The 21,777-nt window shown below is 49.9% G+C and carries 24 protein-coding genes; 8 read left to right on the forward strand and 16 right to left on the reverse strand.

Features of this window, described 5'->3' with window-relative positions; genetic code table 11:
- Positions 1-19: 19 nt before the first annotated feature.
- From fur to I8U19_RS01105, 3 genes are all read right to left on the reverse strand, one after another.
- Positions 20-499 carry a ferric iron uptake transcriptional regulator gene (fur, locus tag I8U19_RS01095; RefSeq protein WP_033101839.1) on the reverse strand — a complete coding sequence of 160 codons (480 nt, stop codon included), beginning with the start codon at positions 497-499 and terminating at the stop codon, positions 20-22.
- A 126-nt stretch (positions 500-625) separates the two neighbouring features.
- Positions 626-1,267: a stage II sporulation protein M gene (spoIIM, locus tag I8U19_RS01100; protein ID WP_198054958.1), complete on the reverse strand. Its 642-nt coding sequence runs from the start codon at positions 1,265-1,267 to the stop codon at positions 626-628.
- Positions 1,268-1,342: 75 nt separating this feature from the next.
- Positions 1,343-1,852, reverse strand: a complete 510-nt coding sequence (locus tag I8U19_RS01105) for a hypothetical protein (protein ID WP_152568597.1) — start codon at positions 1,850-1,852, stop codon at positions 1,343-1,345.
- A gap of 346 nt (positions 1,853-2,198) precedes the next feature.
- On the opposite strand from I8U19_RS01105, the gene I8U19_RS01110 reads away from it, so the two are divergent.
- Together I8U19_RS01110 and I8U19_RS01115 are read left to right on the forward strand one after the other, a co-directional pair.
- Positions 2,199-3,092: a DMT family transporter gene (locus I8U19_RS01110; protein ID WP_033101842.1), complete on the forward strand. Its 894-nt coding sequence runs from the start codon at positions 2,199-2,201 to the stop codon at positions 3,090-3,092.
- 249 nt (positions 3,093-3,341) lie between these two features.
- Positions 3,342-3,713 carry a hypothetical protein gene (locus I8U19_RS01115; RefSeq protein WP_052154363.1) on the forward strand — a complete coding sequence of 124 codons (372 nt, stop codon included), beginning with the start codon at positions 3,342-3,344 and terminating at the stop codon, positions 3,711-3,713.
- A gap of 43 nt (positions 3,714-3,756) precedes the next feature.
- Here the strand turns inward: I8U19_RS01115 and I8U19_RS01120 are convergent, their stop codons facing one another.
- Together I8U19_RS01120 and I8U19_RS01125 are read right to left on the reverse strand one after the other, a co-directional pair.
- A complete protein-coding gene (locus tag I8U19_RS01120; RefSeq protein ID WP_033101843.1) occupies positions 3,757-4,932 on the reverse strand; it encodes an endonuclease Q family protein in 1,176 nt (391 codons plus the stop codon).
- A complete protein-coding gene (locus I8U19_RS01125) occupies positions 4,929-5,480 on the reverse strand; it encodes an NUDIX domain-containing protein (protein WP_198055131.1) in 552 nt (183 codons plus the stop codon). The genes I8U19_RS01120 and I8U19_RS01125 overlap by 4 nt, the downstream gene beginning before the upstream one ends.
- A gap of 95 nt (positions 5,481-5,575) precedes the next feature.
- Between I8U19_RS01125 and mciZ the strand changes: the two genes are divergently transcribed.
- From mciZ to trhA, 4 genes are all read left to right on the forward strand, one after another.
- Positions 5,576-5,728 carry a Z-ring formation inhibitor MciZ gene (gene mciZ, locus I8U19_RS01130; RefSeq protein ID WP_081943959.1) on the forward strand — a complete coding sequence of 51 codons (153 nt, stop codon included), beginning with the start codon at positions 5,576-5,578 and terminating at the stop codon, positions 5,726-5,728.
- A gap of 72 nt (positions 5,729-5,800) precedes the next feature.
- Positions 5,801-6,667 carry a fructosamine kinase family protein gene (locus I8U19_RS01135; RefSeq protein WP_198054959.1) on the forward strand — a complete coding sequence of 289 codons (867 nt, stop codon included), beginning with the start codon at positions 5,801-5,803 and terminating at the stop codon, positions 6,665-6,667.
- A 172-nt stretch (positions 6,668-6,839) separates the two neighbouring features.
- On the forward strand, positions 6,840-7,682 hold the full coding sequence (locus I8U19_RS01140) for an EcsC family protein (protein ID WP_232337195.1): 843 nt from the start codon (positions 6,840-6,842) through the stop codon (positions 7,680-7,682).
- Positions 7,683-8,165: 483 nt separating this feature from the next.
- The gene (gene trhA / locus I8U19_RS01145; RefSeq protein WP_033101846.1) at positions 8,166-8,831 is read left to right on the forward strand and encodes a PAQR family membrane homeostasis protein TrhA; all 666 of its coding nucleotides are present in this window, start codon (positions 8,166-8,168) and stop codon (positions 8,829-8,831) included.
- Positions 8,832-8,946: 115 nt separating this feature from the next.
- On the opposite strand, the gene I8U19_RS01150 is transcribed toward trhA, so the two are convergent.
- The 6 genes from I8U19_RS01150 to I8U19_RS01175 form a co-directional block, all read right to left on the reverse strand.
- Entirely contained in the window at positions 8,947-10,092 is a 1,146-nt protein-coding gene (locus I8U19_RS01150) for a M20/M25/M40 family metallo-hydrolase (protein WP_033101847.1), read from the reverse strand.
- Between the two features lie 284 nt (positions 10,093-10,376).
- Entirely contained in the window at positions 10,377-10,526 is a 150-nt protein-coding gene (locus I8U19_RS01155) for a hypothetical protein (protein WP_198054961.1), read from the reverse strand.
- Between the two features lie 59 nt (positions 10,527-10,585).
- The gene (locus tag I8U19_RS01160) at positions 10,586-12,127 is read right to left on the reverse strand and encodes an acyl-CoA carboxylase subunit beta (protein ID WP_152568604.1); all 1,542 of its coding nucleotides are present in this window, start codon (positions 12,125-12,127) and stop codon (positions 10,586-10,588) included.
- 69 nt (positions 12,128-12,196) lie between these two features.
- Positions 12,197-12,613: a methylmalonyl-CoA epimerase gene (gene mce / locus I8U19_RS17555; RefSeq protein ID WP_198054962.1), complete on the reverse strand. Its 417-nt coding sequence runs from the start codon at positions 12,611-12,613 to the stop codon at positions 12,197-12,199.
- Complete coding sequence (locus tag I8U19_RS17560) at positions 12,606-13,022, reverse strand: cobalamin B12-binding domain-containing protein (protein ID WP_052154364.1); 417 nt, start codon at positions 13,020-13,022, stop codon at positions 12,606-12,608. The genes mce and I8U19_RS17560 overlap by 8 nt, the downstream gene beginning before the upstream one ends.
- Positions 13,023-13,036: 14 nt before the next feature.
- On the reverse strand, positions 13,037-14,680 hold the full coding sequence (locus I8U19_RS01175; RefSeq protein ID WP_198054963.1) for an acyl-CoA mutase large subunit family protein: 1,644 nt from the start codon (positions 14,678-14,680) through the stop codon (positions 13,037-13,039).
- Positions 14,681-14,915: 235 nt separating this feature from the next.
- On the opposite strand from I8U19_RS01175, the gene I8U19_RS01180 reads away from it, so the two are divergent.
- Positions 14,916-15,092: a hypothetical protein gene (locus I8U19_RS01180; RefSeq protein ID WP_160173891.1), complete on the forward strand. Its 177-nt coding sequence runs from the start codon at positions 14,916-14,918 to the stop codon at positions 15,090-15,092.
- Between the two features lie 98 nt (positions 15,093-15,190).
- Here the strand turns inward: I8U19_RS01180 and I8U19_RS01185 are convergent, their stop codons facing one another.
- Positions 15,191-16,015, reverse strand: a complete 825-nt coding sequence (locus tag I8U19_RS01185; RefSeq protein ID WP_033101851.1) for a phosphoenolpyruvate hydrolase family protein — start codon at positions 16,013-16,015, stop codon at positions 15,191-15,193.
- A gap of 14 nt (positions 16,016-16,029) precedes the next feature.
- Entirely contained in the window at positions 16,030-17,253 is a 1,224-nt protein-coding gene (locus I8U19_RS01190; protein ID WP_370589207.1) for a Tm-1-like ATP-binding domain-containing protein, read from the reverse strand.
- 258 nt (positions 17,254-17,511) lie between these two features.
- Between I8U19_RS01190 and I8U19_RS01195 the strand changes: the two genes are divergently transcribed.
- On the forward strand, positions 17,512-18,510 hold the full coding sequence (locus I8U19_RS01195) for a phosphotransferase (RefSeq protein WP_198054964.1): 999 nt from the start codon (positions 17,512-17,514) through the stop codon (positions 18,508-18,510).
- Between the two features lie 210 nt (positions 18,511-18,720).
- Here I8U19_RS01195 and lipB read toward each other — a convergent pair whose 3' ends face one another.
- The 3 genes from lipB to I8U19_RS01210 form a co-directional block, all read right to left on the reverse strand.
- On the reverse strand, positions 18,721-19,386 hold the full coding sequence (gene lipB / locus I8U19_RS01200; RefSeq protein ID WP_232330876.1) for a lipoyl(octanoyl) transferase LipB: 666 nt from the start codon (positions 19,384-19,386) through the stop codon (positions 18,721-18,723).
- Between the two features lie 93 nt (positions 19,387-19,479).
- Positions 19,480-20,769, reverse strand: a complete 1,290-nt coding sequence (locus I8U19_RS01205) for a dihydrolipoamide acetyltransferase family protein (RefSeq protein WP_033101910.1) — start codon at positions 20,767-20,769, stop codon at positions 19,480-19,482.
- A 21-nt stretch (positions 20,770-20,790) separates the two neighbouring features.
- Positions 20,791-21,774, reverse strand: coding sequence for an alpha-ketoacid dehydrogenase subunit beta (locus I8U19_RS01210; protein ID WP_033101911.1), 984 nt, complete (start codon positions 21,772-21,774; stop codon positions 20,791-20,793).
- Positions 21,775-21,777 lie beyond the last annotated feature (3 nt).

Raw genomic sequence — 21,777 nt, forward strand, 5'->3', positions numbered from 1 at the left:
GATCTTTTTTTCCAAGATCTCACGTTACCTTTGAACCAACAAGCTTTTTTGGATCGGAAACCTTCCCTTTACAACGATGACAAATTCCGTGAAATGTTAACCGGTGATCAATGATCTGAAAATCATATTCTTTTTCAACCTGTACTTCAATCGGTTCCAACAAGTCTTCCATGATTTCATCAACTGACCCGCAATTGAGACAGATGAGGTGATGGTGATGGTGTTCCGCCCCTTCCGCCCGAAATTCATAGCGGGTTACGCCATCGCCAAAGTTCAGTTTATGAATGATTTGCAATTCACTGAGGAGCTCCAACGTCCTGTAAACCGTCGCTAATCCGATTTCCGGTGCTTTTTCTTTAACCAACAGGTAAACATCCTCCGCGCTTAAATGATCCTCCTCATTTTCCAGAAGGACGCGGACAGTCGCTTCCCGTTGGGGGGTTAATTTATAATTATGGGCGGATAATTGTTGTTTAATTTGATTTACCCGTTTTTCCACAGAGACACCCCCCCTGCCTATCTGACTCCATTATATTGGAGAGCAACAAGGGAAGTCAAACCAATCAAGAAAAAATATCAGATGAGAATCATTTTAAAAATATCACAAATCCATTTCAGTATTTAGTTAGTTAAGTGTAGGGATTAATTCTTTCATGATCTGCGGCGAAAGAAATGCTTCAAATAGCGAAGAAATCATCAGAACCGCTGCCATTCCGGTCACCAGAATGCAAAAGGAAACAAATTGCGGATAGATCCGGCCGCGATGGTGAATCAGGCGATTGCGCACCAAATCTTTCGAAAAGTTGATCCCGGCGACGGTTACGATGATCAATGCCGGAATAATCAGCAGATTTTGCGGCACGACGGAGACAAAGGCAAACCACAATCCCTGCCAGGACAGTTGATTTACCAAAAAACCGACGGTAAAGCCGATCACCAGTCCCTTGATGAAGATAAAAATCAACAAAAGCGGAATCCCGATTACCGAGAGGCCCAAAATCCACATCAATCCGATTGTTTTCAGATGATCACCCGCCGAATGTTGCAAAGCGATGGAGGAATCGGCAATCGAATCCTGTTTCAGGCCCTGAAAAAAATACCCCAGATAATGAAGCAAGCCTTCTTTTTGAGTTGGGTCAAGGGCGTTGACAATCAGGGAACCGAAAATGACTCCCATCATAAACAAAACAGTGACAAACAGATAGAGCGATTTTTGCTGTTTAACATGAAGCCCGATGGTAGACCCGAGTTGATTTTTCCTCTTCATTTCGCGATCCTCCTTATCCTGTCACTCTACTCTATGACAGCACAAGGAGAAATATACAGCCCGGCATTCCTAGATTTACAGATTCTTGCCGAAACGGGTTTTCGCCGGCTGATTTTCTTTTTTGGCTTCATTTTCGGAAACTTCCGCGACTCCTCCCTCTCCCAGCCAGCTGTCAATCACCCAGCCATCTTTGGAAACGATCTTTTCCGCCTTGGTTTCATCGGCCCGAATTGTCAATTTGCGCGCTTTTAATCCCAATATGCCGCGGGCGGGACCAATCCAAAAAAGGATAGCCAATCCCAAAATGATAATGGAGATGATCAGGTTACGCAAATTCCGCAAGTCTGAAAAGTTGAGAATTTGATAAATAAAAAATCCGATCAAGGAAAAATAGCAAACAAAAAATAAAACCCAACAGCTTTTATAAATCAAAAGAAAAGAAGCGATTCGCCGACGCCGCAGCATAAAAATGGCAAACTTGCAGAGGATGATCAGGCCGATACTAACCAGCACCGCGATCAATAGCCACTCGAGCACAAATTCCTGAGAGGAAAAAGGGAAGATCATGAAATCACTCCATTGCAAAAGTAAACTCCAACTCCGATGTGATCATGGTATTTTCGCTGCCTTTTTCTTGCATAGGCAGAATTCTGCTACTCTTATCATATCAAAATAAGCGGATCAATTTCGATTTATGTTAATCTATTTTCATCATGCTGGCAATTCCATGGTCTTGTGACAAAACGGCCCGCCAGCAAAAGACAATGAATCTGTAGTCAGCTTGTGTTGACAAAACACAGGAATCCGTCATGCCCTGGTTCTTCTCAAAATTATTAAAAGAATAGATCCATTATCCTGTTTTATTTCGATTCTCGTTATTTTTGATATACTAATATAAGATTTTCAGCTTGATATAACAGAGGTGTACCCATTGGCAAAAGAACGATTTCGAACAATTGGTTTCATCGCATTTCTTGTCATCGTATGGGGCCTGTGCTGGCCTATTTATAAAATGACCTTACAATATACCCCGCCGATTCTTTTTGCCGGAATGAGGACCCTTTTGGGCGGGATCGGTCTCTCCATCCTGGCTCTGTCCCGATACCGGCAAATTCAATTCCGCACCCATTGGAAAGTCTACCTGGTGTCCGCTCTGTTCAACGCGGTTCTTTTCTATGGAATCCAAACCGTCGGGTTAAAGTATTTACCCTCGGGCCTGTTTTCGGTCATTGTCTATCTGCAACCGGTGCTGGTCGGATTTCTCGCATGGTATTGGCTTCGCGAATCGCTTAACCTGTTCAAGGTAACCGGTTTGATTTTAGGCGTGATCGGAGTGGGGGTCGTAAGCTGGGACGGGATGGCCGGTCATTTGTCGGCAACCGGAATCATTCTGGCGTTGATCACTGCTATCAGCTGGGCGATCGGCACTGTATATATGAAAAAAGAAGGAACAAATGTGGACACCCTCTGGCTGGTCTCCCTCCAATGCGTCATCGGCGGCGCCGTCATGACAGTTGCCGGTCTGGCCGTTGAAGATGCAGGGCAAATTGTATGGAACCTGCCTTATGTCTCGGGGCTGTTATTTGGCGCTTTCCTCGGAATCGCGGCTGCCTGGGTTGTTTACTTCAAACTGGTGAGAACCGGAGAAGCCAGCCGCATTGCTTCCTATACTTTTTTCGTCCCTCTCCTCTCCGTCTGGTTTGGCGCCATCTTCCTGAAGGAGCCGCTGTCGTTCCATTTGGCGCTGGGCCTTCTCTTTATCATTTTGAGCATTCTCCTGGTAAACCGCAAAGAAAAAAGGAAAAAACCGCTTCCTTCCGCCTAGCCTTCAGGGGATAATCCTTAAGCCGTTTGAAAAGGGATTATCCCTTTTCATTCTCTGTCCATTGCCAAGCTTTTCCCAACACCAGCCCATATGCCCTTTCCGCCGCGCATGCCAACCCTCCGCAAGCACAATTGTCCACATTATTCCACATCCTTTACCGCTTAAGGGGAAGCCTTTTTTTCGTTTGCCAGATGAATAATTTCTCTGAATAAAACGACATTATATAGATGAAAAAGGAGGGATTCCCTGTTGGAGCAAAAATATCTTTTCGGTTACTTCCGAACCATGGAAGCGGCCAAACAAGCTGCACAGGCTTTGAAAGAAAATGGCTTCGAGGCTTATATCGACCGTTTTTCCCCTCTTGGCGGAGGAAATTTGCATGATCGGGACGATGATTTGAAAAATCCCTTTACTGACCCGACCATGTCGCTGCAGGCGAGCACGCTGGGCGGTGACCGCTCGGACCGGGATATTTTAAAAGCTGTCCATCCCGATGCCAGCGGCCTGTCCGGCGGGCAACCCTTTGATTCAATGGAAGATGTTTGCGTCACCGTTTTTACGGAGCCGGAACGATCGGCGCAAGCGCAACAAATCCTGGAACAGTTTGGCGCCCGTGACTAACAGAAAAGGACCTTGGCACAAAGCCAGGCCCTTTTTCTTTCATCTAGGTGATTTTCACTTTTCCGTATTTCCCGCCGCCGCCTTCTTCCAGCTCGAGCCTCTGCTCCCTGGCCAACCGGATCTGCCAGGCAATTTTCTCTCCGGCGACTGCGGCGATTTCCTCCATCCCGGCATGATGCAACACATTCATTTCCGTACCAAATACCGCCAACAATTTCTCCAGGGTTCGTTTGCCGAGTCCCGGGATAAATTCGAGAGGAACCTGATAAATATAAGGAGGGCGGTGATCAGGATGGACGCTTTCCTGGTCGGCGATTTCCATGATTCGGTCCCGTACGCCTCGTACCTTTTTCGCACTTCCGCATTCCGGGCACCGGTCTGCTTCCGGATAAGCCGGCCACAGTTCCTCACAATTGAGACAGCGGGTTCGGTAATATTTCCCCAGTCTCGGATCCAATCCGTAGTTGGCGCACACTTTTCGCCCTTCTCTTCTTGACAGCGCCAGCTTCAATTCGGCAAAACTCGGTTCCTTGATCAGAAATTCGTTATACTCCCGCCCGATTTTCGGCAATGAATGAGCGTCGGAATTGGTCACAAAAGTTAACGGGGAAAGTTCGGACAACTGATCGGCCAGGCTGGAATCCGAGCTGAGTCCGAGCTCCACTCCCGCGACAAGATCAGGATTGAGCAGCTTGCTCATGCGGTCAGTCGCGTTGCCGTACACGCTTTTGAACGGGGTAAAAACATGAGCGGGAACGATGATCCCGTCAAGTTCATACACCTTTTCCTGCAAAGCTTGGGCAGGCCTGTACAGTCGCTGGGTGCTCAACTGGACATTTTTCATGTAGTTGCGGCACCACTTCGTAAACTCACGCATGTGAGCTAGCGTCGGCAAGTAAGCGAGAATGTGTGCTGCACCCATGCCCGGATCTTTAACCTCAATCTCCGCCCCAAGGATACAGATCGTGTTATGGTACAAAATCCCTCCGTCAGGATGTTCCTTGTACAAACCGGAGGAAAGACCGGCTTCAATATCTTCCTGCACCGGCGGTGACTGGGCATCAATCACTCCGATCATGCGGATTCCTTTGCGGTGTTCCGCTTCCTTCACGATACTTTCAAATGTCAGATTTCGCGCCGCTGTGATTTTGACGGGAAGATTGCGGCTGGTCCGTCCGATGTGAATATGCAGATCAGCAAAAAAAGGTGTTAAACTCATTTTTCAGTCAGCACCCGATTTTGCCACAGATAAACGGCGGCCACCGTTTTGGCATCGCAAATCTCTCCTGATCTGATCCGTTCAAAACACTCCACCAGCGACAGCTCCATTCTCTCCACAAATTCGTCCTGATCCAGATTCACCCTGCCGGCAGCCAGATTTCTCGCCTCGTACAGGTGCAAATATTCATCGGCAAAACCCGGGGAAGTATAAAAAGAAACAACGTGTTTTACCTCGCCCGCTTTGTATCCCGTTTCTTCCTCCAATTCCCGCTTGGCACAATCCAGCGGATCCTCCCCCGGCTCCAGCTTTCCGGCCGGAATCTCCAAAATCGTCTTCTCCAGCGGTTTTCTGAACTGACGGACAAACACCATTTTGTTTTCATCCGTTACTGCCATTACCGCGACAGCCCCGGGATGTTTCACGATTTCGCGCTTGGAGGTATTGCCGTTTGGCAACCGTACCTCGTCCACTTGCAGACGGATGACCTTTCCCTCAAACACCGTCCGGCTCGAAATGGTCTTTTCTTCCAAATCCCGTTTCATCATAGTCACTCCTGTTCACATCCTCTTCATTATACATATCTTGCGGGCAGAATGCGTATCAGAAAGATAATCCTCAAAATGGAAGCGAGTGAAAAAACATGAAAAAAAGATGGGACGAACGTTCTGTCTGGATTAGCGGAAAAGCATGGCAAATCCGTCTTTATCTTCACCATCTGGCCCAAAGCAACCTCACCGTCAAACAATATATCCGAAAGCGATCAGCCGTTTTCCACTATAATAGAAACAGATAAAATTGACGAGCAGGGCACAGTTCTGACCATGCGGCTGCAAAAATCAGACAGAGAACAGGGAGATGATCCTTCTTGCTGGCAACTCTTCAGGCACTTTTGCAGGGAATTGAGAAGGAAGCTGAAATCATCCGTTACCGCCCCGTATCCGGCGGATGCATCAATCGGTCATTTTATGTACAAACCCGGACCCGTGCCTATTTTGTCAAGGTGAATGAACAAATGGATCACCGTTTTTTTCAAGCGGAAGCTCACGGATTGAAGTTGCTGAAAAAAACAAACACCATCGCCGTTCCTGACGTAATCGGCATCAGCCGGGAAGAAACGGGACAATCGCCGTTTCTCGTGTTGGAATGGATTGACGGGGAGGAGAGCTTCCGGACCGAGGAGGAGCTCGGGCGGGGGGTGGCCGGGCTGCACCGCCACAGGGGAACGCATTTCGGATTGGAAATGGACAATTATCTTGGCATGTTGCCGCAAAAAAACGGCTGGTCAGATGATTGGCCCGCTTTTTACCGTGACCGTCGCCTCGGAGTTCAATTGAAACTCGGACAGAAAAAAGGCGCCATCTCCCCTCTGCGCTCTCAAAAACTGGAGAGATTGATGGCCCGTCTCGATTCCTTCTTACCGGCTGATGTCACCCCATCCCTGATCCACGGAGATTTGTGGAGCGGCAACTGGATGGCTGGTCCCGGCGGACGTCCCTATTTGATCGACCCGGCTGTCCAGTATGCCCATTCCGAGATGGAGCTGGCATTTACCGAGCTGTTCGGCGGTTTTTCGCAGCGTTTTTACCGCGCATACACGGAGATGAATCCGCTTGATCCCGGATATGAAGAACGGAAGCCTTTATATCAGCTTTACTATCTGCTCGTGCACTTAAATATCTTTGGGGAAACCTATGGCCCGGCCGTGGACCGAATTTTGGATTATTATCTTTAAAAATCCCCAACGTGGTCTCAGGCCGGTTCGCGTTTCTTCACTCCCAATTTTGCTTAACTTTGATGCGGTTGTATATGACAAGACATGAATGATTTCTAACATTATAGTGAAAAAATTTCTGACTCACAAGACAGGAAATATTATTCAAGCTTATCCAAGGAGAGGATCAAACTTGCACACCTCCTTCCCGACTGACAGCAAAGAGCAATTGCTGAGGGAACTCAGCCTGATTCAAAAATGGGAAAAGGATCAAAAAGATTTATGGTTTTGGGAAAAACTCGGTCGTCTTCCCTTTGTGCTTTTGGACCGCATCACACCCAAAGCCGTTCAGGACTTCTTGGGAAAGGTGCTGGATGAGTTGGGAGGCTTTATCCAGACAGGCGGCAAATACTTAATTTCCGAAAAAGAGATCATCAACGATTTGGAAAAGCACGCAGGTCTCCCGTCCGGCGGGCTCACGCTCGATCAAGTGGCGTCACTTCCTCTCGGTACAATGAATAAAGCGGCAGAAAAACTGAAGGAATCCCGGAGCGAATGGGCCATGATCCAAGGAGCCACAACCGGAATCGGCGGCATTTTCACACTGGCGATCGACATCCCGGCTCTGCTCGGTCTCTCCTTGAAAGTGCTTCAGGAGATGGCTTTGGTTTATGGCTATAATCCCCTGGAAAAAAGGGAACGGATCTTTATCGTCAAGTGTCTCCAGTTCGCTTCAGCCGATTATGTGGGGAAACAGGCGGTCATTTCGTATTTAACCCGTTTTCAGAAGGGGGAAATCCAGCGGGAATCGATTTCGGAATTACAGGGATGGCGTGAAGTGGTCGCCACCTATGGCGAAAATTTCGGATGGAAGAAGCTGTTCCAAATGGTTCCCGTCATCGGAATCATCTTTGGCGCGTTTCTGAACCGTTCCACGGTAGAAGATGTTGCAGAGGCGGGAATGATGCTGTACCGCAAGCGTCGGATTCTGGAAAAACTTGAGAGTCTCAACGCTGAACGGCATCCGAACCGCTAGAGTAATAAAAAACGGGCCGCGATCCGCTGTTGCGGCGGATGGCCCGTTTTTTGATTTTGCATTTGAAACCGTTATCTGAGCAATCCAAATATCCAGCGATGCAGTGAAGGCCATTTAAATCTCCGCAACCAGAACCATACTTTCCTGAACCACCAAATCCGCCAAATCCACCGAATAATGGCCATTATACACCCCCGGCAAACAGGATTCGCTTCATCCTATTCCCATATGTGAAAGGTGGAAGTGCATTCTCCCCATTTCAGCCGATTTTAAACGAATGTTGACTCAAAACAAGCTCCTCCCCATCCGACCAGTTCCGGATTTGCCCTGTACAGTCAGCAAACATAAATGCTAGAATAGCTAACAACAAGCTGGAAAGGTGTGGGAGGCTTTAAACAAAATTGTCTTAAAATAACGAAATCACTCCTGCTGCTCCTTTTGTGAAAGTCCGCATATGATCCTGAACCCACCGGAGGTTATGAAATGAAGCGATTGAAAATGAAAGAACCTGTTAATACCTGGACCCATTTCGTCACATTCCTTGCAGCTATTGCCGGTTTGGTGTTTCTGATCAAACTCAGCTGGTTTCACCCCTCCGCACTCGTAACGATGACCGTCTACGGTGTGAGTGTCATTTTATTATATGGCGCCAGTTCCCTCTATCATTGGGTATCCACGACTCCGAAAAAAGAGCTTTTCCTGCGAAAGATGGATCACTGTGCGATTTATCTCTTAATTGCCGGATCCTATACCCCGGTCTTTTATTATGGCTTGGATGGCAATTGGAAATGGATCATGCTGTCCAGTGTCTGGAGCCTGGCGCTGATCGGGATCGTTTTAAAGGTGTTTTTTATCCACGTCCCCCGCTATATTTCCACGGCATTCTATGTGACACTGGGCTGGATTGCCTTGATTCCCTTCGTACAACTGATTCATAATTTGCCTGCGGGAGCGATTACCCTGATGGTCGCAGGCGGCGTTTTTTACACGATCGGCGCCATCATCTATGCGACCAAGTGTTTTAATTTTTTCCCGAACAAATTCGGTTTCCATGAGATTTTTCATCTGTTTATCATGGCGGGAACCGCTTTTCACTTTGCGATGATGGTTCTCTATATTCTGCCGATTGGCCTGGAAACCACGCATTGAACCTGTTTCACCGCGGATGGATGAATAGATGGCACGCTTTCAATGCACACTTAATCATGTCGTTTAAAACAGAGGAGCATCCTCACGATGAGGACGCTCCTCCCAATTTGGCTCCTTATTTTGATGTCGTACTGTGTACGGGAACTTTTGCGCATTCACCGACCAGCTCGACAACCAGTTCTGCCGCTTTTTCCAATTCGGCGATCGGCATTCTCTCTTTGGTTGTATGGATATTTTCATACCCGATCCCCAGATTGACCGTTGGAATGCCATGGCCGGCAATCACGTTGGCATCGCTGCCTCCGCCGCTTGCAGCAATTTTAGGCGTGCGGCCCACTTTTTCCACGGCAGCTTTCGCTTTTTTCACGACAACGTCTTCTTCCGTAAATTTAAAACCGGGATACAGCACCTTGGTTTCCACTTCGGCACGTGCGCCAAATTGCTCCGCCGCCTCTTCAAACGCTTGTACCATATGTTTAACCTGTGCGCGCAGCTTCACTTCATTGCGGCTGCGTGCTTCGGCTACGATCTCCACCCGGTCCGGAACGACATTGCTGGCGATGCCGCCCTGAAATTTTCCTATGTTGGCTGTCGTCTCGGCATCAATGCGCCCCAGACGCATTTTTGAGATCGCCCGGCTCGCCACCTGAATGGCGCTGATCCCATTTTCGGGATCGACACCGGCATGAGCGGACTTTCCATGAATGGTGGCCAAAATTTTCACCTGCGATGGGGCTGAGGTGATAATCGTTCCAACCGGCCCGTCCGAATCAAAGGCAAAACCAAAATCGGCATCAACCAGCTTCATCTCCAAATGACGCGAGCCAATCAACCCCGATTCTTCTCCGGCCGTAATGATCAATTGAATCTGACCGTGAGGCAGTTTTTGTTCCTGCATCACACGCAAGCCTTCCAAAAGAGCGGCAAGTCCGGCTTTATCATCGCTTCCGAGAATGGTCGTGCCATCGGAAACGATGTAATCTCCCTGAATCGACGGTTTGATCCCCTTACCGGGAGCAACCGTATCCATATGGCATGTAAAATAGATCTTCGGCGCGCCTTGTATCGTCCTCGGCATCGTGGCAATTAAGTTTCCGGCTCCGTGTCCCGTCAGCTTGGCCGAGTCATCCTCGATCACCTGCAACCCCAGCGAGGTCAATTTTTCTTTGAGAAGATCACAGATCGCTCTCTCATCACCAGTTTCACTATCCGTTGTCACTAGCTCAATAAATTCATCGATTAGGCGTTGTTTGTTTATCAACGGGGTGCGCCTCCAATCGCTATTTAAATTTCTTCCTATTTTACCACGTTCAAGCCGTTTGTCATGGGAATAATCAAGGCGATAAACGGCCAAAATACCGGGTATCCGCCAAAAATACCTAGTTTTAACCAAATAAACCCAACATTGCTGAGAAATTGACGAAAATCAGCACGCCCTTGGAAGAAATCGAATGAAATTTTGTGTCCCTGGCGCGGATCAAATTTCCGAAATCTTCTTTTTTATACATTTTCCCCGATCACCATCGTTTTATTCACCGATGACCCTCATCCGTGAATCTCCGCCGCAACCATCCTCCGTCCCGTCTGCCGGCGAAGTGCCTTGGCCAAACAGGGCTTGCCCCTGACGGCCAGTTTGGCCTTGACCGAATGGTATGCCCTGTATACAATCGCGCCACCCGGCCCATCGTTTTCCAACGTGAACGATCCACGGAACCCCGGATAAAGAAAATCTCCTTATTCACTTTATCCCTCCATTATAACGGAATATTGCCGTGCTTTTTCGGCGGGCGTGTCTCCCGTTTGTTTCGCAGGATCTCCAAGGCGGTTTTCAATTTTTGTCTCGTTTCCCGCGGATCAATGACATCGTCAACCATTCCATGGGCTGCTGCGATATACGGGTTGGAAAACTTCTCTTTGTATTCTTCGATTCTGCGTTTTCTCGTTTCCTCCGGATGCTCGCTCTCCTCAATCTCCCTGCTGAAAATGATATTGGCCGCGCCTTCCGCCCCCATGACGGCAATTTCCGCACTGGGCCACGCGTAGACAAGATCTGCGCCGATCGCTTTGCTGTTGAGCGCCACATACGCCCCGCCGAATGCTTTGCGCAAAATGATCGTAATTTTCGGCACGGTCGCTTCCGAATAAGCGTACAGGATTTTGGCGCCATGGCGGATGATCCCGTGATGTTCCTGGTTGACTCCCGGGAAAAAGCCGGTGACATCCACGAAAGTAATGATGGGAATGTTGAAACTGTCACAGAAGCGAATAAAGCGGCTCAATTTATCCGATGCATCAATATCCAGGCTTCCTGCCATCACTTTCGGCTGATTGGCGGCAATTCCCACCGTCCGTCCGCCGATTCTGGCAAATCCGACGACGATATTGCGGGCAAAATCGGGATGAACTTCCATGAAATCCCCTTGATCGACAATCAGTTGGATCACTTGTTTTACATCGTAGACCCGGCTGCCGTCAACGGGAACGGCCCCGGCCAGCTCTTCGATCCAGCCATCATCCTCTTTTTCATAGACTCGCGGCGGGTCTTCCATATTGTTTTGCGGCAAATAACTCATTAAACGGCGGACTTGTTCCAGCACCTCCGGTTCGGTGGCAGCCGTGAAATGGACGTTGCCGCTCAGGCTGGCATGGACTTCGGCTCCCCCCAGCTCTTCTGCGGAAATTTTCTCCTTGGTCACCGCTTCGATTACTTTTGGGCCGGTGATGAACATCTGGCTTGTATTTTGCACCATAAAGACAAAATCGGTAATCGCCGGAGAATAAACCGCTCCCCCGGCACACGGACCCATGATGACGGAAATCTGCGGAATCACCCCGGAGTAGATCGAATTCCGGTAAAAAATGTGGCCGTATCCGTCCAGAGAGACAACCCCCTCCTGAATGCGCGCTCCCCCCGAGTCATTGAGTCCGATGACCGGAGCTCCGTTTTTTGCGGCCAAATCCATCAGGCGGGCGATCTTTAAAGCATGCATCTCTCCCAGCGCACCGCCAAACACGGTAAAATCTTGGGCAAACACATACACATCCCGTCCGTGGATCTTTCCGTAACCGGTCACCACGCCTTCCCCCGGCGCTTCTGTTTGATCCATGCCAAAATGGGTGGCGCGATGCTCGATAAACGGATTGAGTTCCACAAAAGAGCCTTCATCCACCAACAGGTCAATGCGTTCCCTTGCGGTCAGCTTTCCGCGTTTGTGCTGGGAGCGGATCCGCAATTCCCCGCCGCCCTGCTCAACTTTGGCCCGTTTTTGATTCAGTTCCTCAATCTTTTGATACATATCCATCTCTCTGTCGCTCCCCATCAAGTTTTATCCTGGATATCCTTTCCACAAGATTGGCAAAAGCGTTCAATCTTCAACCGAATGATTCGGTTCGCACAGTTCCACCAGAACGCCGCCCGCCTGTTTGGGATGTAAGAAGGCGATATTCATCTGATGCGCGCCGGGCTTGGGCCTTTCATTGATGAGGCGAACCCCTTTTTCGCGCAGGGCTTTGAGGCGCTCCTCCAATTCCTCCACCTCGAGGGCAATATGGTGAATTCCTTCTCCAAACCTGGCAATATATTTGGCGATGGCACTGTTTTCCGAAAGCGGTTCCAGCAATTCAATCCGGCTCTCCCCCACTTTAAAAAAGGCCACCCGTACCTGCTCGCTCTCGACGGTTTCGATCCCCTCCAGCGGCAATTCCAGCACATCTTGATACCAGGAACAGGAAGTGTCGAGATTTTTCACGGCGATGCCGATGTGGCTGATCTTTTTAGCCATTTTTCATCCCCTCCCTGTCCAAAACGGCTTGGCGAATAAAATCCGCTGTCTCCTTGGTCGTAGTTCCGGAGGTGAAAATCTCCGCGATTCCCTGCTCTTTTAAAAAAGGGATGTCGGCTTGCGGAATCACACCGCCGCCCACAACAATGATATCCTCCGCTCCCTGTTCCCTGAGCAGGCGCACCACCTCCGGAAACAGCTCATTATGGGCTCCGGACAGGCAGGATAATCCGATCACATCCACATCCTCCTGAATGGCTGTAGCCACAATTTGTGCCGGAGACTGCCGCAAACCGGTATAAATCACTTCCATCCCTTCATCGCGCAGTGCTTGGGCAATGATTAACGCTCCGCGATCATGCCCGTCGAGCCCCGGCTTTGCCACCAAGACGCGAATTGGTCTGTTCATTTTGCTTCCTCCCTCTATACCGATTGATATTCGCCGAAAACACCACGGAGTGTATGGCAAATTTCACCAACCGTCGCATACGCTTTTACCGCTTCCAGAATTCGTGGCATCAAGTTTTCCGATGTCTGTGCCGCCTGTTTCAGCCGGTCCAGACATGCTTTCACCTTCCCGGCATCCCGCTGTGAACGGACGCGTTTCAATTTTTCAATCTGCTGTGTGGCGATTTGCGGATCTACCCGCATCAGTCCGGGCTGTTCCTCCTGCTCCAGCCGGAAACGATTGACGCCGACCACCACTTCTTCACCGGATTCAATCTTCCGCTGGGTATTAAGGGCGGTACGCCGGATCTCCCCTTGCATGAACCCTTGTTCAATCGCTTGGACAGCCCCGCCCATCGCATCGATCTTTTCAATATATTCAAGTGCCGCCTGTTCAATCTGATCTGTGAGCGCCTCAATGAAATACGATCCTCCCAACGGATCAACCGTGTCGGCGACTCCGCTTTCGTAAGCGATGATCTGTTGCGTCCTCAGGGCGATACGGGCTGATTCCTCCGTGGGCAAAGCCAGCGCCTCATCGCGCGAGTTCGTATGCAGGCTTTGCGTTCCCCCCAGCACCGCGGCCAATGCCTGCAGCGTAACCCGGACAATATTGTTATCCGGCTGTTGCGCGGTGAGGGTGGAACCCCCGGTCTGCGTGTGAAAACGCAATTGTAACGAGCGCTCGTTCGAGGCATGGAAACGCTCCCGCATGATTTTCGCCCATAACCGCCTCGCTGCCCGGAATTTGGCGATCTCCTCAAAAAAGTGATTGTGCGCGTTGAAGAAAAAAGATAAACGCGGAGCGAATTGATCTACTTCGAGGCCGGCCTTCAGCGCCGCTTCGACATAGGCGATCCCGTTTGCCAGCGTAAACGCGACTTCCTGAACCGCGGTGGAACCAGCTTCCCGAATGTGATAACCGCTGATGCTGATCGTATTCCATTTGGGCACTTCTTTCGCACAATACGCAAAAATATCCGTGATCAGCCGCATCGACGGTTTGGGTGGAAAAATATAAGTGCCGCGCGCCACATATTCCTTCAAAATATCGTTTTGAATCGTCCCGCGCAGCTGGTGTGGCTTCACTCCTTGTTTTTCTCCGACGGCAATGTACATTGCCAGCAAAATGGCGGCCGGCGCATTAATCGTCATCGATGTGCTCACTTTATCCAGGGGAATTCCGGCAAACAAGGCTTCCATGTCCTGCAAACTGTCAATCGCCACTCCGACCTTGCCCACTTCGCCCGTTGCCATCGGATCATCGGAGTCATAACCGATCTGCGTGGGTAAATCAAATGCGACGCTCAGCCCGGTTTGCCCCTGCTTCAACAGATAGTGAAAGCGCTGGTTTGTCTCCTCCGCAGTTCCGAAACCGGCATATTGACGCATGGTCCACAAGCGGCTTCGGTACATCGTCGGCCGAATTCCTCTGGTGTACGGAAATTCTCCCGGCAGTTCCTCATCTTCCCGTGCCCTGTCCTCTTTGGTATATAAACGCTTCACTTCGATGCCGGAAAGCGTAGTAAACGGGTTTTTGCGTTCAGGAGATTTGGCCAATAAAGTCTCCGTTTTCTCTTCCCACTTTTGGATCCGTTCGTTCCATCTCTCTTTCTCCACGCGGACAATCTCCTCTCCATCTGAAATAAAACGCTTTCACTTCTTAATATAACAAATATTTATCCTGTTTGGATTCTTAATTATTGGCCGATAGATAGACATCATCAGAACAGTCGATTAAAATAAATGATTGAGGCCGTCTATTTTCATGTTTTTTTCACTGGAAGTTGATTTATACTGATTAGTGAAAACGCTGTAGCAAAGCGCGGATGAAAGAGGAAAGCGGGTGTGAAACGTGCAATACTTTATGGTTCCATTACTGGTCTTGATCAGCATTTTCGCGATTCGCGGCACCTATTACAACAAAAAGACCGGCAACAAGCCGGGTTTCATCATCGGCGGAATCTTCACATTGGGTCTCGTCGGTGTCACTGTACTCGCTTTGTATGATTTCTTTGTCGGTCTGCAATAAGAGTGAGGAGACTCCACCAGGCACGGAGTCTCCTCATTTTTTTAACGCATCGGATCATAGCGAAGGGATCGCTGTGCGTTCCCGGCTTCACCAGTTTGTCACAGCGATTTAAACTGTTCCACCTGAGACCGGATTGCCTTTTCCGTAGGCAGTCTCTCTATGCTGGATGCTCCGAAGAATCCGGCCACCCCTTTGGTGGATGCGAGGATTTTTTGCACATCGGCCGGTTCGGCAATCGGTCCGCCATGGCACAAGACGATGATGTCCGGATTCACCTCTTTTGCCGCATCATGTATGGCTTGAATCCGTTCAGCTGATTCTTCCAGCGTGAGCGCTGTCTCCGCGCCGATTGATCCTTTGGTGGTCAGACCCATATGGGCAACCAGCACATCCGCTCCTGCTTCTGCCATCGCAATCGCTTCCCGTTGGTTAAATACATAGGGACAGGTAAGCAGATCCAATTCATGGGCGATTCGGATCATTTCCACTTCCAGGTTGAACCCCATTCCCGTTTCTTCGAGATTTTGGCGAAACACCCCGTCGATCAGGCCGACAGTGGGGAAATTTTGTACTCCGTCAAAGCCCATCTCTTTCAATTGTTTGAGAAACACGGGCATCTGACGGAAGGGATCTGTTCCGCACACTCCGGCCAAGACAGGAGTGTTTTTGACAATCGGCAATACCTCCGCTGCCATTTCCACCACAATCCCGTTCGCGTCTCCATAAGGCATCAGCCCGGCAAGTGAACCGCGGCCGGCCATGCGGTACCGACCCGAATTATAAATAATGATGAGATCTGCGCCACCCTGTTCGGCGAATTTGGCGGAAATGCCTGTCCCCGCACCGCAGCCGATAATCACCGATCCGTCTTCGATCGTCTGTTTCAAGCGCTTCAGTGCATCATCACGAGTGATAAAAGGCATAAAAAAACCCCCTCTTATTTTTCTTCATTTTGCAGAAATTCAAGCAGTTTATCCGTCACGGCCCGGGCGAATAAGGGATCGTTAATATTGCAGTCAAGTTCGATAATCGGGATTTCGCTCTTTGTATTCTTCTTGATCGCATCAAACAGAGCCTGATCAGCTTCCGGCCACCAAAAGTCTCTATCCGGGGCATCCAATTCGGATATGCCCTGAAGCGGAAGGAAAATGGCGACAGGCCCTTTGGACTGGTTTGCCTTCTCGGCCAGAATCCGGCCCAGTTCTTCATTCTCTTCCGGAGTGGTTCTCATCAGCGTGACATTCTCATTCCAGGCATAGAGTAACCGGTTTTTATACTTGTCGGGTACGGTGGACATCCCCCAAAAATTGACCATATCCAGACATCCCGGGGCAATCACCTGCGGCAATCCCCATTTCGCGGCTGCACTCATGCGATTGGGACCGGCTGACAAAACACCACCCGCCAGTTCATCGGCCAGCTCGGTTGGCGTTACTTCAAGCACCCCGGAAATATAGCCTCTTTCAATCAAGGATTCCATCGTTTTGCCCCCGGTGCCAGTGGCATGAAACACCAACACTTCATAATCTTTTTCATCCAAATATTTTTTGCATTGATTGACCAAGGTTGTCGTATTGCCAAACATGGAAGCCGTAATCAACGGTTTTGATTCTATAGGCGGGACTTGAGCTTCCAACATGCCGACAATGGCGCCGACAGCATTGGCGTAAATGCGCGCACTGATGCGATTCACACCCGATACATCCAAGATGGAAGGAATCATGACGATATCACTGATCCCCACATAAGGCTGGGTATCCCCTGACGCCACCGTACTCACCATGACTTTGGGAACTCCGATCGGCAATGCCCGCAGTCCAGACGTTCCGATCATCGTTCCATTGGAACCTCCCATGGAAAAACCGGCATCAACCAGTCCTTCCTGATAAAGCTCCTGCATCACGATGGCAATCCCTTTCGTCATAATCGTCATCGCGAGCGATTTATCGGCGATTCGGCGAAGCTCGCTCAAAGCGACACCGCCTGCTTTGGCCACTCTTTCCGCCGAAATGTCAGGTTCAAATAAAGGATCCCCAAGCACTCCGGTATTGACCATCAGCGCCCGGTGTCCCTTTTTTTCAATTTCCGCCTTGATAAAAGCATAGTCATCTCCCTTGGTATCAAACGCACCGATGACTGCAATCGTTTTACTCACACTCACTTTGCCCCTCCTCACATTTTTAAATTGATAAAAAAAGATTTATCTACTATATTTGCTTCCATTTCTACTAAATCATTTCCTTCTAAACAATTAAAAAATTGTTTTCGCGACAATCCGGCACCGGGGCATAATTGCCTCCGCTCATCCGTAGGTATATAGAAGCATATTCTTTCTCAGGAAAACATTCATATCCTTTTCGATACCATCCGACCCACCATGCACAATTTCGGGTCATGTTTGGCAAAAGAGGTGTCTTCGATGCGAGTAAAAGCCGATGTTCATATCAGTCCCGAAGAGGTAACCAGAATCATTGAAACCCGATACGGACTCAAAGTCCATTCGTTAACCAAAGTGCGTGCCGTGTACAAAGCCAAAACGTCCCATGGCGTCTACGGTTTTAAAAATGCCGAGGAATTGCCCGACCTCCCCTTTATTATTTCTTGTTTAAATTGCATCAGGAAAAATGGCTTTCGGCGCATGCCCAGCTTTCTTCCTTCCCTCGAAGGTGATTGGCTCGTCGATGATCACGGCGAAACTTATTTCATGGAGGAGTGGCACGATTTAACCGAAGTCCCCCCAGACAGTTATCCGTATTGGAAAAAAATCGCAGGCACACTGGCTGAATTTCATGAAGCATCGCGGGGAATCCCCCACGGTGACCACAACGAACGGGAATATCTAGGAAGAAGACATCAATACCTGCGAAAGATGCTCGAAAAATTGCGAAACTGGCGCCAGTCATGCCGCGATCACCGGCAGGCGGCCCTGCTCGATTTTGCTTTAACCCGCGCGAAACTGGCATACCATCTCATCCAAGATGTTCCGGAAAGGGTGATGCCGGAGCATGCCGTCTGGTGTCACGGCGGTCTGCAGCACCGCAACATCATGATCGACCGCAAGCGGCAGATCTGGCTGATTGATTTTGAAACGCTCACCTACATGGAACGGGTGGCTGACCTGGCCCAATTTGTCCAATACCACGGATATGCCTACAACTGGCCCCCTTCCGCCATTTGGCGTTTTCTTTCCGCCTATGAAAAAAGAGCTTCCAAACCGCTCGATCCTGATGAATGGAAAATGTTTTTTTCCTATCTCCTCTTCCCCAAACGCTTGGGCAGCAGGTTCCAGCGTTACTATGGAAAGCGCTCCCCGGATCAGAAGGACTGGGAAAAATGCACAAACACGGTCGCCAAAGAGTTCCTCAAGGAAACATTTCTCCAGCAGATCCGGCCGATGCTGGAAAGAAGGGGATTTTGAAAGCGAACCACCTTTGCCTCTCTGCAGGGGATGAGCATAATAATGGAAAACGGCACCAGTGAGAAACGGAGCCGAAGGAAGACTGAGCCAACCCCCGCTCAAGATCCCTGATCCGGAAAAGGCGAGGTAAAAGGTGGCCCCGCTCTCCTGCCAGCCATTCCATAAAACAAGTGGAGGGGATCATGAGAGATCCGCTCCACTCTTTTTTGATTAAACCGGCTGCCCCGCCTTCCATCCGAAGACTTCCTCCGTGCTTTTCACGATTTGCTCCATCACTTCTTCCATATCCACTTCTCTGCCTAACAGCTCTTTCATCGAAGTAACCCCGTATTCCTGGATTCCGCACGGAACGATCAGATTAAAATAGCGCAAATCGGTGTTCACATTCAGGGCAAAGCCGTGATTGGTGATATATCCCCGTTTTTGCCGTCCACGGTTAAACTTCACCCCGATCGCGGCAATTTTTACGTCTCCCACCCAGACACCTGTGTAGGGGGCTTTTCGTCCGCCCTGAATATCAAAGTGTTTCAGCGCACGAATGATAACCTCTTCCAAATCCCGCAAATAACCGTGGGAGTCGTTGCCGCGCTCTCCCAAGTGAAAAATGGGATAGCCGACCAATTGGCCGGGACCATGATAGGTTACGTCACCGCCGCGGTCAATCTCCACAACCTGAATCCCCTGTGCTTCATAATATTCTTTTGAAAAGAGCAGATTTTCCTGGTGAAAACCGCGTCCCAACGTAAATGTATGGGGATGCTCAAGCAACAAGAGCTGATTCTCCGCCTGCCCTTGATCGATTTTCCGAACCCATTCCTTTTGTTTGTCCCAGGTTTCCATATAAGGAACCAGACCGAGACGCTGTACTTGAAACATAGACATCCACCTTTCCAAGCGGAAAAGGCACCGCGTCGGGTGCCTCCATATGATTGTTGCAATCTTCTTCTATTCTACCAGAGCAGCGGCGTATTAAATTTCTGAATTGGGCCCGTAAGCTTCCAGACGCTCTTTGACCCGTTTCAGGAAGCGGCCGGCCATCAACCCGTCGAGAATACGATGGTCCAGCGACAGGCAGATATTCATCATATCGCGAACGGCAATCATTTGATTGGTGACAACCGGTCGTTTGACAATGGATTCAAAGGAAAGGATCGCCGCTTGCGGGTGATTGATGATCGGTGCGGATAATACCGAGCCGAATGAACCGGTGTTGTTTACGGTAAACGTTCCACCCTGCATATCTTTCAAATCCAGTTTACCCGCACGCGTTTTTTCCGCGAGCTGGCTGACGGCCCGTGCCAAGCCGAGGATGCTTTTCTCATCGGCATCATGAATGACGGGTACATACAAGGCATCATCAGTGGCCACGGCGATGGAGATATTGATCCGCTTCTTCAAGATAATTTTATCTCCGCCCCAAACTGAGTTGAGGTAAGGGAATTCCTTGAGCGAATCAACCACCGCCTTGATGAAGAACGGCATAAAGGTAAGGTTGACCCCTTCCCGTTTTTTGAAATCCTCTTTGAGGCGGTTACGCAATTCCACCAGGCCGGTTACGTCCACTTCCATCATCGTCCAGGCGTGCGGCGCTTCGTGTTTGCTCTGCACCATCCGCTGGGCGATGGTCCGCCTTACTGCGGTCACGGGGATTTCGATATCTCCGTTTTCCAGCGGAACGCCGGCGGCTTCAGCAACAGGTGCCGGCTGTTTGGGTTGTGCAGGTTCCGGTTTTGTCTCTTCTCTTGGAGCAGCCGATTTTTCGGCAGCAACCGGTTGCTCGGCAGCGGCGGGAACTCCCTGTTCGATCGCGCGCAGAATGTCTTTGCGGGTAATCCGTCCGCCCCGTCCGGTTCCCGAGATCCGGGTCAGATCGATGTTATGTTCGTTCGCCAGCTTCAAGACGGCAGGAGAATAGCGCTGTTTCATCGATGTTTCTTCCTGAGCCGGCACTTCTGCTTTGGCCGATGCTTTTTCTTCTTTTGCCGCTTCCGCTTTTGGCTCTTCCTCAGCGGCGGCGGTACCGGCTTCCTGAATGCGGCAAATCAGATCCCCGACGGAAACCGTCGTTCCTTCCTCAACCACGAGCTCCACGATCGTCCCTTCAATCGTGGACGGAACTTCTGCATTTACCTTGTCCGTGGAAACTTCACAAATCGGTTCATATTTGGACACCGGATCTCCCGGTTTTTTTAGCCATTTTGCGATGGTACCCTCTGTCACACTTTCTCCGAGCTGCGGCATCAAAATATCGGTTGCCATAAGGAACCTCCTCGTCTCATTCTAAAATTCCGCCAGTTCGCGAATCGCATTGGCGATTTTTTCAGGATTGAGCATAAATTCCTTTTCCATCGTCGGGCTGTAAGGCATCGCCGGCACATCGGGACCGCACAGACGCTGAACGGGTGCATCCAGTTCAAAGAAAGCTTCCTGAGCAATCAGTGCCGCCACTTCCCCACCGACGCCGCCGGTCAGATTGTCTTCATGCACGATCAGCACTTTGCCCGTTTTGGCTGCTGCTTCAATAATCGCTTCTTTGTCCAAAGGCAAAATGGTGCGCAAGTCAAGGACGTGAACACTGATTCCCTCTTTTTCCAGCATTTCTGCTGCCTGGAGCGCGAAATGGAGCGTCAGTCCATAGGAGATGACCGTGACATCATCCCCTTCGCGCTTCACATCTGCCTTGCCGATCGGCAGCGTATAATCCTCGACGGGAACCTCGCCCTTAATCAGTCGGTAACAGCGCTTATGTTCAAAAAAGAGGACCGGGTCTTCATCGCGAATCGCTGCTTTAAGCAGACCTTTTACATCATAGGGAGTCGACGGCATGACGATTTTCAGGCCGGGAACTCCGTTGAACATTTTTTCCACACTTTGCGAATGGTACAAGGCCCCGTGCACGCCGCCTCCGTATGGTGCGCGAATGACCAGCGGACAGGTCCAATCACCATTGGAACGGTAACGTATTTTCGCCGCTTCGCTGACAATCTGGTTAACTGCCGGCATAATAAAATCGGCAAACTGAATCTCCGCCACCGGACGTTTTCCGTAAGCTGCGGCACCGATAGAGACGCCGACAATGGCCGATTCAGTTAGAGGAGTATCCAGAACCCGCTCCGGACCAAACTCTTCATAAAGGCCGGCAGTCGCCCTGAATACGCCGCCGCGAACACCTACATCCTCACCCAGCACAAACACGCGGGAATCCCGTTTCATTTCTTCCTGCAACGCCTGGGTTACCGCATCGATATACGAAATGACTGGCATCTT

Source organism: Thermoactinomyces sp. CICC 10523 (assembly GCF_016055105.1).
Classification (GTDB): Bacteria; Bacillota; Bacilli; order Thermoactinomycetales; family Thermoactinomycetaceae; genus Thermoactinomyces_A; species Thermoactinomyces_A daqus.

What these genes read in the sequence shown, in the direction of transcription:
- spoIIM (WP_198054958.1), bottom strand. Translation starts at nt 1,267, where the DNA reads ATGAAGAGGAAAAATCAACTCGGGTCTACCATCGGGCTTCATGTTAAA.
- I8U19_RS01185 (WP_033101851.1), bottom strand. Translation starts at nt 16,015, where the DNA reads ATGCCTTTTATCACTCGTGATGATGCACTGAAGCGCTTGAAACAGACG.
- I8U19_RS01205 (WP_033101910.1), bottom strand. Translation starts at nt 20,769, where the DNA reads ATGGCAACCGATATTTTGATGCCGCAGCTCGGAGAAAGTGTGACAGAG.
- trhA (WP_033101846.1), top strand. Translation starts at nt 8,166, where the DNA reads ATGAAGCGATTGAAAATGAAAGAACCTGTTAATACCTGGACCCATTTC.
- I8U19_RS01120 (WP_033101843.1), bottom strand. Translation starts at nt 4,932, where the DNA reads ATGAGTTTAACACCTTTTTTTGCTGATCTGCATATTCACATCGGACGG.
- I8U19_RS01195 (WP_198054964.1), top strand. Translation starts at nt 17,512, where the DNA reads ATGCGAGTAAAAGCCGATGTTCATATCAGTCCCGAAGAGGTAACCAGA.
- I8U19_RS01210 (WP_033101911.1), bottom strand. Translation starts at nt 21,774, where the DNA reads ATGCCAGTCATTTCGTATATCGATGCGGTAACCCAGGCGTTGCAGGAA.
- mce (WP_198054962.1), bottom strand. Translation starts at nt 12,613, where the DNA reads ATGGCTAAAAAGATCAGCCACATCGGCATCGCCGTGAAAAATCTCGAC.
- mciZ (WP_081943959.1), top strand. Translation starts at nt 5,576, where the DNA reads ATGAAAAAAAGATGGGACGAACGTTCTGTCTGGATTAGCGGAAAAGCA.
- I8U19_RS01125 (WP_198055131.1), bottom strand. Translation starts at nt 5,480, where the DNA reads ATGATGAAACGGGATTTGGAAGAAAAGACCATTTCGAGCCGGACGGTG.
- lipB (WP_232330876.1), bottom strand. Translation starts at nt 19,386, where the DNA reads ATGTTTCAAGTACAGCGTCTCGGTCTGGTTCCTTATATGGAAACCTGG.
- I8U19_RS17560 (WP_052154364.1), bottom strand. Translation starts at nt 13,022, where the DNA reads ATGAACAGACCAATTCGCGTCTTGGTGGCAAAGCCGGGGCTCGACGGG.
- I8U19_RS01160 (WP_152568604.1), bottom strand. Translation starts at nt 12,127, where the DNA reads ATGTATCAAAAGATTGAGGAACTGAATCAAAAACGGGCCAAAGTTGAG.